The 16,550-nt window shown below is 73.8% G+C and carries 14 protein-coding genes; 5 read left to right on the top strand and 9 right to left on the bottom strand.

From position 1 onward, the window contains the following. The first annotated feature begins 48 nt into the window (after positions 1-48). The 3 genes from ligD to QWZ14_RS16240 are packed head-to-tail and all read left to right on the top strand — an operon-like array spanning position 49 to position 4,885. Complete coding sequence (gene ligD, locus QWZ14_RS16250; RefSeq protein WP_290317795.1) at positions 49-2,637, top strand: DNA ligase D; 2,589 nt, start codon at positions 49-51, stop codon at positions 2,635-2,637. Further along, a complete protein-coding gene (gene ku, locus QWZ14_RS16245) occupies positions 2,637-3,515 on the top strand; it encodes a non-homologous end joining protein Ku (protein WP_290317794.1) in 879 nt (292 codons plus the stop codon). Before ligD ends, ku begins: the two co-directional genes overlap by 1 nt. Before the next feature lie 11 nt (positions 3,516-3,526). Then, positions 3,527-4,885 (top strand): PQQ-dependent sugar dehydrogenase, encoded by a 1,359-nt coding sequence (locus QWZ14_RS16240; protein WP_408903698.1) that lies wholly within the window; start codon positions 3,527-3,529, stop codon positions 4,883-4,885. Between the two features lie 37 nt (positions 4,886-4,922). On the opposite strand, the gene QWZ14_RS16235 is transcribed toward QWZ14_RS16240, so the two are convergent. Continuing rightward, the gene (locus QWZ14_RS16235; RefSeq protein ID WP_290317793.1) at positions 4,923-5,156 is read right to left on the bottom strand and encodes a hypothetical protein; all 234 of its coding nucleotides are present in this window, start codon (positions 5,154-5,156) and stop codon (positions 4,923-4,925) included. A gap of 194 nt (positions 5,157-5,350) precedes the next feature. Between QWZ14_RS16235 and QWZ14_RS16230 the strand changes: the two genes are divergently transcribed. After that, a complete protein-coding gene (locus QWZ14_RS16230; RefSeq protein ID WP_290317792.1) occupies positions 5,351-6,319 on the top strand; it encodes a Bug family tripartite tricarboxylate transporter substrate binding protein in 969 nt (322 codons plus the stop codon). A gap of 3 nt (positions 6,320-6,322) precedes the next feature. Beyond that, on the top strand, positions 6,323-7,279 hold the full coding sequence (locus tag QWZ14_RS16225; protein ID WP_290317791.1) for an amidohydrolase family protein: 957 nt from the start codon (positions 6,323-6,325) through the stop codon (positions 7,277-7,279). Between the two features lie 100 nt (positions 7,280-7,379). Here QWZ14_RS16225 and QWZ14_RS16220 read toward each other — a convergent pair whose 3' ends face one another. From QWZ14_RS16220 to QWZ14_RS16185, 8 genes are all read right to left on the bottom strand, one after another. Next, positions 7,380-8,711, bottom strand: coding sequence for a dihydroorotase (locus QWZ14_RS16220; RefSeq protein ID WP_290317790.1), 1,332 nt, complete (start codon positions 8,709-8,711; stop codon positions 7,380-7,382). A 77-nt stretch (positions 8,712-8,788) separates the two neighbouring features. Next, on the bottom strand, positions 8,789-9,598 hold the full coding sequence (locus QWZ14_RS16215; protein WP_290317789.1) for a transglutaminase-like domain-containing protein: 810 nt from the start codon (positions 9,596-9,598) through the stop codon (positions 8,789-8,791). Positions 9,599-9,665: 67 nt separating this feature from the next. Beyond that, a complete protein-coding gene (locus QWZ14_RS16210; protein WP_290317788.1) occupies positions 9,666-10,769 on the bottom strand; it encodes an acyltransferase family protein in 1,104 nt (367 codons plus the stop codon). Positions 10,770-11,003: 234 nt separating this feature from the next. Further along, positions 11,004-12,764 carry an asparagine synthase (glutamine-hydrolyzing) gene (gene asnB, locus QWZ14_RS16205; RefSeq protein WP_290317787.1) on the bottom strand — a complete coding sequence of 587 codons (1,761 nt, stop codon included), beginning with the start codon at positions 12,762-12,764 and terminating at the stop codon, positions 11,004-11,006. Further along, positions 12,764-13,810: a glycosyltransferase gene (locus QWZ14_RS16200; protein WP_290317786.1), complete on the bottom strand. Its 1,047-nt coding sequence runs from the start codon at positions 13,808-13,810 to the stop codon at positions 12,764-12,766. The genes asnB and QWZ14_RS16200 overlap by 1 nt, the downstream gene beginning before the upstream one ends. Next, complete coding sequence (locus tag QWZ14_RS16195; RefSeq protein ID WP_290317785.1) at positions 13,807-14,823, bottom strand: glycosyltransferase; 1,017 nt, start codon at positions 14,821-14,823, stop codon at positions 13,807-13,809. The genes QWZ14_RS16200 and QWZ14_RS16195 overlap by 4 nt, the downstream gene beginning before the upstream one ends. Next, on the bottom strand, positions 14,820-15,596 hold the full coding sequence (locus tag QWZ14_RS16190) for a glycosyltransferase family 2 protein (RefSeq protein WP_290317784.1): 777 nt from the start codon (positions 15,594-15,596) through the stop codon (positions 14,820-14,822). The genes QWZ14_RS16195 and QWZ14_RS16190 overlap by 4 nt, the downstream gene beginning before the upstream one ends. Then, positions 15,593-16,528: a glycosyltransferase family 9 protein gene (locus tag QWZ14_RS16185; protein WP_290317783.1), complete on the bottom strand. Its 936-nt coding sequence runs from the start codon at positions 16,526-16,528 to the stop codon at positions 15,593-15,595. The genes QWZ14_RS16190 and QWZ14_RS16185 overlap by 4 nt, the downstream gene beginning before the upstream one ends. Positions 16,529-16,550 lie beyond the last annotated feature (22 nt).

Here is a 16,550-nt window from a genome sequence, read left to right as displayed (position 1 = left end):
GAGCGGCGCTGGCCGGAACCTTGCCGGGGCGGCAACGTTGTCCCGAACATGCCGCAGCAGGGCCGCGACACCTCCATCGTCACCTACCGGGCGAAGCGCAACTTCGCCGCGACGCCGGAGCCGGCGCCCGGCCGCAAGGGGCGTGGCAAGGCGCTCCGCTTCGTCGTGCAGAAGCACGATGCCCGCCGGCTGCACTGGGATTTCCGGCTGGAGCTGGACGGCGTGCTGCTGAGCTGGGCGGTGCCCAAGGGCCCCTCGCTCGACCCGGCCGACAAGCGCCTGGCGGTGCGGGTCGAGGACCACCCGCTGGACTACGCCGATTTCCACGGCACCATCCCCGAGGGCAATTACGGCGCCGGCACCGTCGAGATCTGGGATGCCGGGAGCTGGGCGCCGCTCGGCGACCCGGTGGCCGACCTCGCCGCCGGGGAGATGAAATTCCGGGTCGACGGGGCGCGGCTCTCGGGCGGCTTCGTGCTGGTGCGGATGAAGCCGCGCGGGCGGGAGCGGGCCGAGAACTGGCTGCTCATCAAGGAGCACGACGAGGCCGAGCAGCCCGGCGGCGATGCCGCGGCGCTGGAGGCGAAGCCCCCGCCCAGGGCGCGCAAGGTGCCGGAGAAGGCCAAGCCCGCGCCGGTGCGCAAGGCCGAGGCCGCCGCCGCGCCGGTCGCCCGGCCGGGGACGGTGGTGGCGCCCAAGCCCGAGGCCGCGCCGCGGCCGAAGCCCGCCGATGCCCCCGCCGCCGGCGCCATCCAGGGCACCCTGCCGGACAGCCAGAAGCCGATGCTGGCGACGCTGGTCGAGGAACCGCCCGAGGGCGACGGCTGGATGTCGGAGGTGAAGTTCGACGGCTACCGGCTGCTGGTCAGGAAGCACGGCCGCGACGTGCGGCTCATCACCCGCAACGGGCTCGACTGGTCGGCCAAGCTGCCCGACATCGCCCGCGCCGTGGCCCGGCTGAAGCCGGACAGGCTGCTGCTGGACGGCGAGCTGGTGGCGCTGCGGCCGGACGGGCTCTCCTCCTTCGCCGCGCTGCAGGCGGCGCTCAGCCAGGACGGCGACCGGCGCGGCCTGTTCCTCTATCTGTTCGATGCGCTGCACTGGAATGGCTGGGACCTGCGGCCCTGCCGGCTGGCCGACCGCAAGGCGGTGCTGAAGCCGCTCGATGCCTGGAAGGGTCCGCTGCGCTTCAGCGACCACCTGGAAGGCGAGACGCCGCGGGTGCGGCGCCAGGCCTGCGCGATGGGGCTCGAGGGCATCATCTGCAAGCGCGCCGATGCGCCCTACCGCGGCGCCCGCACGCGGGACTGGGTGAAGCTGAAGTGCCAGGGCCGGGACGAGTTCATCATCCTCGGCTGGACCCCGCCGGCCGGGGCGCGGCAGGGGCTCGGCGCGCTGCACCTCGGCTTCCACGACGACGGCGGGCGGCTGCACTACATCGGCGGCGTCGGCACCGGCTTCTCCGAGAAGGAGCTGGCCAGCCTCCGCCGCCGCCTCGGCCGCCTCGCCAGCACCGCGCCGGAGGGGATGCTGCTGGCCGGCGACCCGCCCGACCCGGCGATCAACTGGGTGCAGCCGGAGCTGGTGGGCGAGGTGCAGTACATCGGCTGGACCGGCTTCGGCCGGCTGCGCCACGCCACCTGGCTCGGCCTGCGCGAGGACAAGGGGCCGGAGGAGGTGGTGCGCGAGGTGCCGCACCCGGAGGAGCCGCGCATGCCCTTCCAGCCGAAGACCCCGGGCGCCGGGCGGATCGTCCACGCGCCGAAGCCGGTGCGCGGCGCCCAGCGGGTCGGCGGCACCGAGATCACCCATGCCGACCGCGAGCTCTGGCCCGGCGTCACCAAGCAGGATCTGGCGGAATACTGGACCAAGGTGGCGGCGCGGGCCTTGCCCGGCATCGCCGGCCGGCCGCTGGCGCTGCTGCGCTGCCCCGACGGGATCGAGGGCCAGAGCTTCTTCCAGAAGCACGGCAACCGCGGCATGCCCCCTGCCCTGCAGGAAGGCAGCGCGGAGGACCAGCCCTGGCTCGCCATCCAAGACGAATCCGGCCTCCTCGCCTGCGCCCAGATGGCGGCGATCGAGCTGCATGGCTGGGGCGCGACCCTGGACGACCCCGGCCACCCCGACCGCATCGTGCTCGACCTCGACCCCGGCGAGGGCGTCAGCTACCCCCAGGTGGTCAAGGCCGCGCTCGACCTGCGCACGCGGCTGCGGAGCCTCGGGCTCGAGAGCTTCTGCCGCACCACCGGCGGCAAGGGGCTGCATGTGGTGGTGCCGCTGCAGCCCGCGGCGGACTGGGGCGCGGTGCGGGACTTCGCCCATGGCATCGCCCGGGCGATGGAGGCCGCCGAGCCCGAGCGCTTCGTCTCCACGGTGCCCAAGGCCCGCCGGCGCGGCCGCATCCTGGTGGACTGGCTGCGGAACGGCGCCGGCTCCACCGCGATATGTTCCTATTCGCCGCGCGCCCGGCCGGGGGCGACGGTCGCCACGCCGCTCGCCTGGCGGGAGGTGACGGCGAAGCTGGACCCGGCCGACTTCACCATCGCGACGGTGCCGCAGCGCCTGGCGAAGCAGAGGCAGGACCCCTGGGCCGGCTTCGCCGCCGCCGCCCGGCCGCTACCGAAGGAACAGCCGTGATGGCCGAGCACCACCAACGCCCAATCTGGCGCGGGCATCTCCGCCTCGCCCTCGTCTCCTGCCCCATCGCCCTCACCAGCGTGCGCCAGGCCTCGGCCGAGCTGCATTTCCACCTCATCAACCCGAAGACCGGCAACCGCGTGCGCATGGTCACGCTCGATGCCGGGACCGAGAAGGAGGTGGAGCGCTCGGATCTCGTGAAGGGCTACGAGTTCAAGAAGGACACCTACGTCCTGCTCGACGACGCCGATTTCGAGCGGGCGAAGATCGACACCTCCTCGGTGCTGAACATCGATAAATTCGTCCCCGCCGAGACCATCGACCCGGTCTACTACGACACCAGCTACTTCATGCTGCCGGATGGCGAGGCGGGCGAGGATGTCTATGCGGTGCTGCGCGAGGCCATCGGCCGGACCGGCAAGGTGGCGCTGTCGCGGCTGGTGATCGCAAGGCGGGAACGCTCGGTCGCGGTGATGCCGCTGGGCCGCGGTCTTGTGGTGCACACGCTGGTCGACCCGAAGGAGCTGCACGACCCGGAGGAGGCCTTCGCCCATCTCGCCGGGCCGAAGCCGGATGCGGCCATGGTGAAGCTGGCGACGCAGCTGGTCGAGCGCCAGGCGGCGCGCTTCGACCTCGCCGACATGACCGACCGCTACGAGGCCCGGCTGCGCGAGGTGATCGAGGCCAAGCTGCGCGGCGAGGAGGAGCCCGAGCCGGCCGAGGAGCCGGCGCGCGACAATGTCATCGACCTGATGGCGGCGCTGAAGCAGAGCCTCGGCGGCGACGCGCCGAAGGCCAAGGCCCCCGCGAAGAAGGCGGCGGCGAAGAAGCCCGCCGCCGCCAAGCCGCGCGCCGCGCCCAAGCGCCGCAGCGCCTGAAGGTGAAGCCCATGATGCGTTCCCTCCTCCCCGTGGCGATGCTGCTGGCCCCCCTGGCTTTGGCACTGGCCGGCTGCGAGGAAGCCAACCATACCGTCGCCGCCGGCACCGGTCCCAATCCGCAGCTGCCGCCGCCGCGGTCGAGCTGGATCCCGACCGTCAACATCGCCCCCGCCGTCGGCTGGCCGGAGGGGGCCAGGCCGACCCCGGCCGCCGGGATGCAGGTCACGGCCTTCGCCCGCGGCCTCGACCATCCGCGCTGGCTCTACGTGCTGCCGAACGGCGACGTGCTGGTGGCCGAGAGCAACAAGCCGCCGAAGGCCGAGAGCGAGGGCATCCGCGGCTGGGTCATGGGGCTGGTGATGAGCCGGGCCGGCGCCGGCGTGCCGAGCGCCAACCGCATCACCCTGCTGCGCGATGCCGATGGCGACGGCGTGGCGGAGACGCGCTCGGTCTTCCTCGAGGGGCTGAACTCGCCCTTCGGCATGGCGCTGGTGGGGGAGACGCTCTTCGTCGCCAATACCGATGCGGTGGTGCGCTTCCCCTACCGGGCGGGCGAGACCCGCATCACCGCGCCGGGCGAGCGGCTGGCGCCGCTGCCGGGCGGGCCCATCAACCACCACTGGACCAAGGGCCTCGTCGCCAGCGCCGATGGCGCGCGGCTCTATGCCAGCGTCGGCTCCAACAGCAACGTGGCGGAGAACGGGATCGCGGCGGAGGAGAACCGCGCCGCCATCCTGGAGATCAATGCCCGCTCCGGCGAGACCCGGGTCTTCGCCTCCGGCCTGCGCAACCCGGTCGGCATGGCCTGGGAGCCGCGGACCGGCGCGCTCTGGACCGCGGTGAACGAGCGCGACGAGATCGGCAGCGACCTGGTGCCGGACTACATGACCTCGGTGCGCGACGGCGGCTTCTACGGCTGGCCCTACAGCTACTACGGTCAGGTGGTGGACAGCCGGGTGCTGCCGCAGCGGGCCGACCTGGTGGCGCGGGCGATCAAGCCGGACTACGCCCTCGGGCCGCATACCGCCTCGCTCGGGCTGAGCTTTGCCGAGGGCAGCACCCTGCCCGCGGCCTTCCGCGAGGGCGCCTTCGTCGGCCAGCACGGCTCCTGGAACCGGCGGCCGCCGAGCGGCTACAAGGTGATCTTCGTGCCCTTTGCCGAGGGCCGCCCGAATGGCTTGCCGGTTGATGTGCTGACGGGTTTCCTGAGCGAGGATGGCAAGGCGCTGGGCCGGCCGGTGGGCGTCACCCTCGATGCCCGAGGCGCGCTGCTGGTGGCCGACGACGTGGGCAACGCGGTCTGGCGGGTCTCGGCGACCCAGGCGGCGGCGGATGCGGCGCCGCGGCCGGCACTCGCCGGCCGCTGACGGCGGGCGGCGGGACGTCTCGCCCCGCCGCCGGGGCTCAGGCTGCGGTCTCGTCCAGCTCGGGCGCGACGTAGCCTTCCTGGCTCTTCATCATGATCAGCGTGCCGAAGATCATGCCGGACAGGGCGGCGAGGTCGCCCAGGTGGTCGCCGCCGCCGATGACGTAGCGGGCGATGCAGAGGACCACGGTCACGACCCCGAAGATGGCGGCCCAAAGCGACAGGTTGCTGGTGATATGGGCGGTGGAGGCCCGGTAGGCTTGCATCGGCATATGTATTCTCCTGGAGTTCCGGCACCCTAGCCAACGCCATGGGACGACGGAAGTGCCCGGGCCGGGCCGGCTTCCGGGTCGGGGCGGGGCGGGGCGATCCCGGCCCCTCCGGCCGCATTGCCGGCCGGCGCGGCGCGGCGCAGGATCGCGGCCGAGGAACCGCGCGGCGACGACGCGGGCCCAGGAGGATACCGATGCGCGTCACCCGGCGTTCCCTCGCGGCGCTGCCCGCCCTCATCCCCGCGCTGGCCTCGGCCCAGCCCGCCTGGCCGACCCGGCCGGTCACCCTGGTGGTGCCCTGGGCGGCCGGCGGCGGGGCCGATACGGTGACCCGCTTCTTCGCCCAGGGGCTGGAGCGGGAGTTGGGCCAGCCGGTCAACGTGGTGAACCGCACCGGCGGCAACGGCATCACCGGCCATGCCGCCATCGCGAATGCCGCGCCGGATGGCTATACCATCGGCACCGGCACCTCCGAATTCGTGAATTTCCGGGTGCTCGGCCTCGCCGACTTCGGGGCGGAGAACCTCGACCTGCTGTCGCGGCTGGCGACCATCCCGGCCGGCGTCACGGTCCAGGCCAGCGCCCCCTGGCGGGACTTCCAGGCCTTCGCGGCGGCGCTGAAGGAGGGCCGGCGCGGCCAGCTGACCGGCTCCGGCGTCGGCCCCGGCGGATCCTGGCACCTGGCGGCGGCGGGGATGACCCGGGCGCTGGGGCTGGAGGCCGACCGCATCCGCTGGATCCCGAGCGTCGGCGGCGCGCCGGCGCTGCAGGATCTGGTGGCGGGGGGCCTCGGCGTCTTCACCGGCTCCCCGGTGGAGGCGCAGTCCCTGGCCGCGGCCGGGCGGGTCCGGGTGCTGGCGGTGATGGCCGAGGCGCGGATGACGACCTACCCCGAGGTGCCGACCTTGCGCGAATGCGGCCTCGACTGGGTCTATGCCAATTGGTTCGCCCTGGTGGGGCCGCGCGGCATCCCGGCGCCGGTCAGGGCGGCGCTGCTGGCCGCGGCCGAGCGGGCGCATGCCCGCACCGACGTGCAGGAGCCGATGCGGGCGCGCGGCATCGTGCCGGTCTGGGACGGGCCGGAGGGCTTCGCCCGCTTCGCCGCCGGCTTCGGCCAGACCTCCGCCGTGCTGCTGCGCGAACTCGGGCTGGCGAAGGCCTGAACGATGCCCGGCCTGCCCATCATCGACGCGCACCACCATTTCTGGGACCTGCGGCGCAACCCGCATCCCTGGCTGCGCGACCTGCCGATGATCCCCTTCCGCTACGGCGACTACGCGGCGCTGCGCGGGCGGGACTTCCTGCCCGAGGACTACGACCGCGTGGCCGAGGGGCTGCCGGTCGTCGCCACGGTGACGATGGAGGGCGAATGGGACCCGGCCGATCCTTTAGGCGAAAGCCGCTGGATGACGGCGCTGGCGGCCCGCACCGGCCGTCCCGCGGCGCATGTGGCGCAGGCCTGGCTGGACCGGGCGGATGCGCCGGCGGTGCTGGAGGCGCTGGGCGGCATGCCGCTGGTGCGCGGCATCCGCCACAAGCCGCGCGCCGCCGCATCGCCCGCGTTGGTCGAGCCCGGCGCCCCGGGCGGCATGGGCGACCCGCGCTGGCGGGCGGGCTATGGGCTGCTGGCCCGGCACGGGCTGCACTTCGAGCTGCAGGCGCCCTGGTGGCACCTGGACGAGGCGCTGGCGCTGGTCGAGGCCCATCCGGCGACGCCGCTGGTGCTGAACCACACCGGCCTGCCCGCCGACCGCAGCGCCGCGGGCCTGGCCGGGTGGCGGGCGGCGATGCGGCGGCTAGCGGCGGCGCCGCAGGTCAGCGTGAAGATTTCCGGCCTCGGCCTGGCCGGGCGGCCCTGGGCGATCGCCGACAACATCGGGATCATCCGGGAGACCATCGGGATCTTCGGGGCGGGGCGCTGCATGTTCGCCTCGAACTTCCCGGTGGATGGGCTCTGCGGCAGCTTCCGCACCATCGTCGAGGGCTTCGCCGCGGCGGTGGCGGACCTGCCGGAGGCGGAGCGGGCGGCGCTTTTTGCGGGAAACGCCGCCCGGATCTACCGGCTCCGCATCGCCGGCTTGGCCGGGGCGGCAGGCCCCGGCGAGGCGCGGCCCGGGCGCTAGAGCGGTTTCCGTTCGCACTGGCTCACGGAATCCGCTCTAGCATGTTGTTCTGGCGAGCAAATTTCTCCGATCTGATGAGTCCATCAGATCGGAGTTTGCTCTAACTGCCGCGCGCCTCGGCGAAGCGGACGGCGGCGCCGCGCGGGGTGCCGATCACCTCGTCGTCGCGCATCGCCACCGCGCCGCGGATGATGGTGCCGACCGGCCAGCCCTGGCAGCGCGTGCCGGCGAAGGGCGTCCAGCCGCAGGGCGAGACGATCCAGCTTTCCTCGATGGTCCGGGACTTGCCCATGTCCACCAGGGTGAAGTCGGCGTCGTAGCCGGCCGCCAGCCGTCCCTTGCCGGTGACGCCATAGACCCGGGCCGGGCCGGCGCACATCAGGTCGACCAGGCGCGAGAGGCTGAGCCGCCCGGCGCTGACATGGTCGAGCATGAGCGGCACGATGGTCTGCACGCCCGTGAGCCCCGCCGCGCCATCCGGCCAGGGGCGCTCCTTGGCGGCGCGGCTGTGCGGCGCGTGGTCGGAGCCCACCACGTCCACCGTGCCATCGGCGACCGCGGCCCAGGCCGCCGCCATGTGCCGGGCGTCGCGGATCGGCGGGTTCATCACCGCATAGCCGCCGAGCCGGTCGTAGGCCTCGTCGGTCTGGGTCAGGTGGTTGAGCAGGACCTCGACGGTCGCCACGTCGCGACAGGCCCGCAGCAATTCCAGCTCCTCGGCGGTGCTGACGTGCAGGATATGCGCCGGGCGGCCGGTCTTGCGGGCCAGCGCCATCAGGCGCTTCGTCCCCAGCACGGCGCATTCCACGTCGCGCCAGACCATGTGGTTGCGGTGCGGCATGCCGCTGTGGAACAGCGGCTTGCGTTCCTGCAGCCGGTACTCGTCCTCCGAGTGGTAGGCGATCCGCCGCCGGCCGCTGCGCATCACCGCCTCGAGGCTAGCATCGTCGGCCACCAGCAGGTCGCCGGTGCTGCTGCCGGCGAAGACCTTCACCGCGCAGACATTGGGCTGCAGCTCGAGGCTGGCCAGTTCCGGGATGTTCTTCATGCTGGCGCCGACGTAGATCCCGACGTCGCACCAGGCATTCCCGGCGAGGTAGTCGCGCTTCCAGTCCAGCCTTTCGCGGTCGGTGATGGCCGGGGCGGTGTTCGGCATGTCGAAGACCGCGGCCAGGCCGCCGAGGATCGCGCCCTTGGTGCCGTCGGCCAGGGTTTCGACCTTGGGGTCGCCGGGGTCGCGCAGGTGCACATGCGCATCGATCAGCCCGGGCAGCACGTGCAGGCCGGTGCAGTCGATGGTCTCGGCCGCGGCGGCGGTGCGGAGGTCGCCCAGCGCGGCGATGCGGCCGGCGCGGACGCCGACATCGGTGGCCTCCTGCCCCCAGGGCAGCACGCAGGTGCCGCCGCGCAGCACCAGATCGAAGCTCGCCATCCGCCCGTTCTCCCATCCCGACGGGGCGCTTATGCCCCCGCCGGGCGGCGCCATAAAGCCCCCCCGCCCGGCAGGGGCTAGCCGGGGATCTCGTCGGTGCGGACGAAGAAGCCGGCCAGGGTGCTCGGGCCGAAGGTGGTGCTGATCGCCACGTCGGCGGCGTCGCGGCCACGCGCCATCAGCACCCGGCCGATGCGCGGGCGGTTGTGCCGGGCATCGAAGGTGTACCAGCCGCCCTCGAGATAGACCTCGAACCAGGCCGACCAGTCCATCGGGTCGGGCACCGGCGGCACGCCGATGTCGCCGAGGTAGCCGGTGCAGTAGCGGGCCGGGATGTTCATGCAGCGGCAGAGCGTCACCGCGAGGTGGGTGAAGTCGCGGCAGACGCCGACCTGCTCCTGGTAGCCTTCCGAGGCGGTGCGGGTATTGCGCGCGCGCTGGTAATCGAAGCGGATGCGGTCGTGCACGAAGTCGCAGATCGCCTGCACCCGGGCCCAGCCGAGGGGCGTCTGGCCGAAGGTCCGCCAGGCGATGTCGGACAGCGCCTCGGTGTCGCAGTAGCGGCTGGCCAGCAGGAAGACCAGCGCGTCGTCCGGCACCTGCGCCACCGGCACCTGCCGGGCATGCGGCGCGACCACGTCGGGCAGGCCGCTGTCGCGGATCACCGCATCGGCGGTCAGGGTGTAGCGGCCGGGCGGGGCGGAGATGCGCTGGCAGGTGTTGCCGAAGCCGTCGGTGTAGAAATGCACCGGCAGGAAGGGCGTGACGACGACGCCGTCGGGGCTGACGAGGTCGGCGCTGCGGCTCGGATGCACGTTCAGCAGGAACACCGCATCGGTCTGCATCGGGAATTCATAGGTCAGCTCGTAGCCGATTCGAATGAGCATTCTGCTGTTCCATCACTGATCCGGCGCGCAACGTGGCCGGGGTGCCGCCGTTGCGCGGCATGCCGCGTCAGACCTTCTCCTTCAGCCGCAGGAAGGGCCTCTCGTACCAAAGGAAGCTGGCCGATGCGGCGGTCAATGCAATCAGCGTGCCGAGGGCGAAATCCGCCAGCGGGTTCTCGATCCCGGCGAGCGCCAGGCCGCGGCGGGAGGCGTTCACCGCCAGCATGTGCAGCAGGTACATGCCGTAGCTGACCTTGCCGATCCAGACCAGCGGCACCAGCCGCAGCCCGGGGGCGAGGCCGTTGTCCTCGCGCAGGACGCAGGCGGCGACCAGCCAGGCCAGCGGCAGGGCGACCGCCAGCCCCTCGGCGGGGCCGAAGTCCGGGCCGATCGCCAGCACGACCAGGGCGGCGAGGGCCGCCGCCGGCGCGCTCCAGCGATGCCCGGCCAGCCGCCAGGCGGTGGCGAAGCTTGCGGGCGAATGCAGCAGATAGGCCAGGATCACCCCGAGCAGGATGCCGGGCGGCAGGCAGGCGGCTATCCGGTCCGGCAGGTCCGGGCCGAACAGGCCGGTGAACTCCAGGGCAATGAACTGGCTGAGCAGCAGCGCCAGGACCGCCACCAGCGCCGGCCGCATCCCGGCCAGCCACAGGGCGAGGAAGGGCCAGACGAGGTAGAACTGCTCCTCCGCCGCCAGCGACCATGAGAAGTAGAAGATCACCCGGTCGCTTTCCATCGGCACCACCCAGTTGGCGGTGAAGGTGGCGAAGGCGGGCAGGGTGTCGAAGAAGGCCTGGCCATAGGGGTTGTCGCGCTCGAGCATCCAGGTCAGCCCGGCATAGAGCGCCAGCACGGCGAAATAGACCGGGAAGATCCGCAGCGACCGGCGCCACCAGAAGGTCGGCAGGCGGAAGGTGCCGGCCTCCTTGGCGCGCAGGATGAGCGTGGCGATGAGGTAGCCGCTGATGACGAAGAACAGGGTGACGCCGTAGCGCCCCTGCTGGCCGAGGGTACTGGCGATCGCCGCCGCCCCGGTGTGGTGCCAGACCACGGCGAGGATGCTGACGGCGCGCAGCCCGTCGAGCGATCCGAAGAACCGGGTGTCGAGATAGCGGGCATGTGCCTCCGCATCGCTGACGGGCAGGGCGGCGGCAATGATGCGCTGGGGCAAGAGGCAGGGGCTCCGGTCGGCCGTCCCGGCCGGGCGCCGTGGCACCCGACCGCGCCGGCGCTCTGTGGCGGCAGGGGGAAGGCCTGGGGCCCCTGGGGGGCCGGGCCTGCCCTACTGGTAGAGGTCAACTCCACCGTCGCGCCACCCCGCCGAGCCCCATCTCAAGGTTTTGTGCGACGCACCACAATAACGTACCGGTTTCGCATCGCTCGCCGATGCGATAGCGTTGCGGGTTCAGCGCTCGGCCAGCGTGGCGAACACATCCCCGGTGGAGACCCGGCCCTCGATATGCCGGCGGTGCCACAGGGCGTAGAACAGCAGGTGCCAGGCGGCGAAGCCGCGGTGCTTCTCGCCGCCGGCATGGCGGAACAATGCCGCGACCCGGTCGGGCCGGGCGATCTCGGCGATGCCGGGCTGGGCCGCGACCAGCGGGCCGAGCCTGTCGCCCACCCCCTCGATCCAGGCGCCGACCGGGACGGTGAAGCCCTGCTTCGGCTTGAAGGGCTCGGCCGCCGGGAAGTGGCGGGCGAGCCACTGCCGCAGCAGCCACTTGCCGCTGCTGCGCTGGACCTTCAGCGCATCCGGCAGGCGGAAGGCGGCGGCGGCGACGCCGGCATCCAGCAGCGGCGTGCGGCCCTCGACGCCATGCGCCATCAGGCAGCGGTCGAGCTTGATGAGCAGGTCGTTCGGCAGCCAGTCGGCGCAATCCAGCGCCTGGGCGGCCTGCAGCCGGGTGCGGCCGGGCGAGGCGGCGGCGGCCTCGGCGGCGCCGATGCCGTCGCGCCAGCCGGTCGTCGGGGCCCGCAGGACGTCCAGCCGGTCGAAGCTGCCGCGCGAGCGCGGCGCCTTGCCGCCCAGCCACCAGGGGCGCATCGCCGCCCGGTAGCGGCCGTAGCCGCCGAAGATCTCGTCGCCGCCCTCGCCCGAGAGCACCACCTTCACCTCCTCCCGCGCCCGGCGGGCGAGGAACCAGGTGGGGATGATGGCGTAGTCGGCGGCCGGGTCGTCCATGGCGCCGACGATCTCGGGCAGGTGGCGCCAGACCTCGGCCTCGGTGACCGCGACCGTCACGTGCTTCGCCCCGGCCGCGGCGGCGAGGTGGGCGGCCTGCGCCCGTTCGTCGGCGGCGCCGGGCACGTCGAAGCCGGCGGTGAAGGCCAGCACCGGCTTGTCGTTGAGCCGGGCCATCAGCGCCAGGATGGCGCTGCTGTCGATGCCGCCCGAGAGGAACATGCCGTAGGGCACGTCGCTGCGCTGGTGCAGCAGCACGCTTTCCTCGAGCGCGGCGTCCAGCCGGGTCAGCGCGGCCTCGGCCTCGATCTCCTCCGGCCCACCCTCGGGCAGCGCGGCGCGGCGGTGGCGCTCGGTCACCGCGCCATTGGCGATGACCACGGTCTCGCCGGGCAGGATGCGGCGGATGCCCTGGAAGATGGTCTCGGCGCCGGTGGTGAACTGGATCTGCAGCAGCTCGGTCCGGGCCTCGGGGCGGACCACCGGCTCGACCAGCCCGGCGGCGATCAGCGCCTGCGGCTCGGAGGCGAAGGCGAGGCCGCCGGCGATCTCCGCGATATAGAGCGGCTTGATGCCGAAGGGGTCGCGCGCGAGCACGAGCTGCTTGCTGCCGCGGTCGTGCAGGGCGATGGCGTACATGCCGCGCAGCGTGTCGGCGAAGCCGAGGCCGTCGCGGCGGAACAGGTGCAGCGGCGGCTCGCAGTCGCTGCCGGTCGCGCAGTGGAGCTGGTTGCGCTCGCGCAACTCCCGGTAGTTGTAGACCTCGCCGTTGGCGACCAGGGCGGCGGCGCCGGCGAACAGCGGCTGGTCGCCGGTGACGAGGTCGATGATCGAGAGCCTTGTATGCGACAGCGCGACATTGCCGGCCAGGTGATGGCCATGGCCGTCCGGGCCGCGATGCGCCAGCGCCCGGGTCAGCGCGTCGAGCACGGTGGCGGAGGGGGTTTGCCCGGGGCGGAGGGCGAGACCGGCGAGGCCGCACATCAGCGGATACTCACACCGGCGAGGAACGCGCGCCAGCGCGCGAGGACCGGCGCCGCCGCATGCTCCGCGACGAAGGCCGCCCGGCCGGCGGCGGCGAGGCGCCCGGCCCGGCCAGGATTGGCCAGCAGCCCGGCGATGGCGGCGGCCAGCGCCTCCGGGTCCTCCGGCGGGACCAGCAGGCCGGTCTCGCCGGGGCGGATCAGCTCGGTCGGGCCCTGGGCGGCGGCGGCGACGACGGGGCGGGTGGCGGACCAGGCTTCCAGGATGATGTTCCCCAGCGGTTCGTGGCGGGAGGAGCAGACGAAGACGTCGCAGGCGGCCAGCAGCGCGCCGGTATCCTGGCGCCAGCCGAGGAAATCGACCCGCCCGCCGAGGCCGAGGCTGGCGGCCAGCGCCTCCAGCGCCGGGCGTTCCGGCCCCTCCCCGCCGATCGAGAGCTGGGCGCCGGGCAGCAGGGCCAGGGCATGGAGCAGGATGTCGAAGCCCTTGTTGCGGTGCAGCCGGCCGAGGGCGAGCAGATGGGGCCCCTGGCCCGGCAGGGCGGCGGGGGCGCAGCCGGCGAGGTCGGCGGCGAAATTGGGCACGTAATGGCTGCGCCCGGCCGGCCAGCCCTGGTCGATGATCCAGGTCCGGAGGTCGCGGGTATTGCCGATGATGTGGTCGCAGTGGCGGTAGTATTTCAGGTCGTAGTAGCCGCCCATGCGGCCGATCAAGGGCCAGGGGACGCCGCCGCGCCTGACGCGGCCGGCGAAGCGGCTGGCGCGGTTGGCCCAGGAGACGACGGCCTGGGGGCGGAATTCCGCCAGGGCGCGGCGCAGCCGGGGCGTGGTCCGCAGGTCGAGGAAGCCGCCGAAGGGCAGCTCGACCGGCGCCAGCCCGCCGGCGCGGAGCCGGGCGGCGCGGCCGGGGTCGCGGCGGATGACGGCCAGCACCTGCTCGCCGGCGGCGTGCTGGGCGGCGGTGAGGCGCTCGAAGAAGGCCTCGGCGCCGCCCATGGGCGCGCCGGCCATGACATGGGCGATGCGCAAGGGGGCATCGGCGGTCATGCCAGCGCCTCGAAGCGGGCGGCGATGGCGTCCCAGCCAGGGCCTGGGCCGCGGGCCAGGCAGGCGTGGTGCATCGCGCGCCAGGCGGCATCGTCGCCGAGCAGGCGAAGCGCGGCGGCGGCGAAATCCTCCGGCGTCGCGGCGACATGGCCGGTGACGCCCTCGGCGATGCGCTCGGCGACGGCGCCGAGCGGCGTCACCACGCAGGGCAGGCCGGCCGCCTGGGCCTCGGCCAGCGCCAGGCAGAAGGTCTCCCCGGGGTCGCCGCGGTAGAGCATCACCCGGGCCCCGGCGAGGCGGGCGGCCAGCGCCGGGCGCGGCAGGGGGTCGAAGACCCGCACCCCGGCGCCGGCCAGGGCGGCGGCGCGGGCGAGGACCGGGGCGGCGCGGGCGGCGAGGCGGGCATCGCCGCCATAGGTGGCCGCGCCGGCGAAGAGGTGCAACTCCGCCGCGGGCATCGCCGGATGGATCCGCCCGGCCCAGAGCTCCAGCAGCCAGTCCAGCCCGCGCAGCGGGTTGGAGGTGAAGATGGCCACCGGCGGCGGCGGCGGCCGCGGCGCGAAGGGCGCATCGAAGGGGGCGGCGACCGCGAGCGGGATGCTGGCGGGGGTGAAGGGCAGCCAGCGCGGCAGGGTGGCGGCATGGCTGGCGCCGAGGGTGACCAGCCGCGGCCGGGCGGCCAGCAGCGGCCAGGCATGGCGCGGCTTCCGCAGGTAGCCCAGCGGGTTGTGCAGCCAGAGCACCCGGCGGCCGCGCGGCAGCCGGCGGAACAGCCGCGGCAGGCGGTTGGCGAGGACGAGGTCCGCCGGCGGCCCGCCGGGGGCGAGCGGTGCCCAGTCGAGCCCGTCCCGGGTCTCGGCGGGGTCCTCGCCGGCGCGGAGCTCCAGCGCATGGCCGCGCCGGGCGAAGGCCTGGGCCAGCAGGGCGAAGGCGGTCTCGGCCCCGCCCAGCGGCCGGGTGGCGAGCGCGGCGGCCCCGATGCGGGGGCCCTCCGTCGCCATCACGATCCTCACCGGTGCCGCTCCGGCTCCAGCCGGGCCTTGAGGTGCGACAGCAGCGGGAAGAGCCCGGCGCAGAGCGCGATCAGCAGGCCCCAGCCGCCCTCCTTGTAGCCGCGCCGCGCCACGTAGCATTTCAGGATGCGCGACAGGCAGCGGCGGATGTTGTCCGGCAGCGAGCCGATGTCGCCCGCGGCCAGCAGGTCGCCGGCCTTGGCCGAGGAATAGCGGTCCAGGCGGCGCAGCATGTCGGAGATGTCGCGGTCCAGCTCGTGGCGGATGCCGACGCCGGTGATCCGCTCCCCCTCGAGGGTCGCCCCTTGGGCCCCGGTCCAGTCGAGGCCGGGATGCACCCGCTGGGCGCGCCAGCGCTTGGCGCCGCGGCGGAACAGGATGGGCTTCAGGGTGGTGCCGAAGCTGCCGCCCCAGCCGTGCAGGATCAGCCGCTCGCCGACGTAGTTGTCGATCCGCACCCGGTGGAAGGCATGGGCGGAGCGGGCGGTGACGGCGCGGATCGCGGCCCAGAGTTCGGGCGGGACCCGCTCGTCGGCATCGACCTCCAGCACCCAGTCGGTGGTGCAGGCCGCGATCCCGGCGTTGCGGCGCTCGCCCTCCAGCGCCCAGGCGCCTTCCAGCACCCGGGCGCCATGCGCGGCGGCGATGGCGGCGCTGGCATCGGTGCTGCGGTCGAGCACGACCAGGATCGCATCCGCCGGGGCCAGGCTGGCGAGGCAGGCCGGCAGCCGCGCCGCCTCGTCGCGGGCGACCACCAGCGCGGTGATGCTCACGCCGGCAGGCCCTGGGTGAGCAAGCCCTGCGCCGCGACCAGGGCCTGGTCCAGCGTCAGCCCCGCCATGCTGTCGAGGGCGGGCGAGCCCGGGGCGATGGCGGTCGCGGTGCGGCGGCCGGAGGGGGCGTATTCGCCGACGCGGGAGGGGCCGAACAGGCCGAGCGTCGGCGTGCCGGCCGCCGCCGAAAGGTGCATCAGCCCGCTGTCGTTGCCGACGAACAGGGCGCAGCGGGCCAGCACCGCCGCCGCCTCGGGCAGGGAAACGCTGCCCATCAGGCTCACCGCCCGGTCGCCAAGCGCGGCCAGCACCGGGGCGGCCATGGCGGCCTCCTGCGGGCCGGGGCCGCCGAGGATGACGGCGCGGGCGCCCTCGAGTGGCTGGCCGGGGGCGACCAGCGCCTCGAAAAACGCCACGAAGCGCTCGGCCGGCCAGACCTTGCGGTCCCAATTGGCGGTGGGGCCGAGGCCGATCCAGCGGCCCTCGCCCCCCTGTCCATCCGCGGCCAGCAGCAGGGCGGCGCGGCTGCGGTCGGCGGCATTGAACCAGGCGACCGGCAGCGGCGGCGGATCCAGGCCGAACAGCGCGCCGAGATGGCCCAGCCGCGGCCCCGGCTGGCGGCCGCCGCGCATGACCACCCTGCGCTTCGCCCGCACCAGCCAGGAGAAGGCGGAGCCCCGCAGGTCGACCACCATGTCCCAGCGCTCGAGTCCCACCTCCCGCCACAGCTCCAGCCAGTGCAGCCGCAGCCGGCGCTTGGTCAGCAGGATGGTCCAGGCCCGGTTGGGCATGCGGGCGAAGACGCCCTCCGCCACCGGGCCGCAGGCGACGACGATCTTGGCCTGGGGCCAGGTTCGTATGAGGTGGTCCAGCAGCCCGGTCGAGAGCACGGCATCGCCGATCCGGGTCGCGGTGATGAATAGGATGCGCACGCGGAGGGCCTTAGCACGGCTG

It is taken from the genome of Paeniroseomonas aquatica (genome assembly GCF_030409335.1).
In the GTDB taxonomy this organism is placed as follows: domain Bacteria; phylum Pseudomonadota; class Alphaproteobacteria; order Acetobacterales; family Acetobacteraceae; genus Belnapia; species Belnapia aquatica.
Note: the sequence above shows the minus strand (reverse complement) of the source record. Positions and strands in the feature narration are given on the sequence as shown.

Excerpts from the sequence above, each read along its gene's own strand:
- QWZ14_RS16200 (WP_290317786.1), bottom strand. The coding sequence starts at position 13,810 with ATGACCGCCGATGCCCCCTTGCGCATCGCCCATGTCATGGCCGGCGCG.
- asnB (WP_290317787.1), bottom strand. The coding sequence starts at position 12,764 with ATGTGCGGCCTCGCCGGTCTCGCCCTCCGCCCCGGGCAAACCCCCTCC.
- QWZ14_RS16225 (WP_290317791.1), top strand. The coding sequence starts at position 6,323 with ATGCCCGGCCTGCCCATCATCGACGCGCACCACCATTTCTGGGACCTG.
- QWZ14_RS16215 (WP_290317789.1), bottom strand. The coding sequence starts at position 9,598 with ATGCTCATTCGAATCGGCTACGAGCTGACCTATGAATTCCCGATGCAG.
- QWZ14_RS16240 (WP_408903698.1), top strand. The coding sequence starts at position 3,527 with ATGATGCGTTCCCTCCTCCCCGTGGCGATGCTGCTGGCCCCCCTGGCT.
- QWZ14_RS16235 (WP_290317793.1), bottom strand. The coding sequence starts at position 5,156 with ATGCCGATGCAAGCCTACCGGGCCTCCACCGCCCATATCACCAGCAAC.
- ku (WP_290317794.1), top strand. The coding sequence starts at position 2,637 with ATGGCCGAGCACCACCAACGCCCAATCTGGCGCGGGCATCTCCGCCTC.
- ligD (WP_290317795.1), top strand. The coding sequence starts at position 49 with ATGCCGCAGCAGGGCCGCGACACCTCCATCGTCACCTACCGGGCGAAG.
- QWZ14_RS16220 (WP_290317790.1), bottom strand. The coding sequence starts at position 8,711 with ATGGCGAGCTTCGATCTGGTGCTGCGCGGCGGCACCTGCGTGCTGCCC.
- QWZ14_RS16230 (WP_290317792.1), top strand. The coding sequence starts at position 5,351 with ATGCGCGTCACCCGGCGTTCCCTCGCGGCGCTGCCCGCCCTCATCCCC.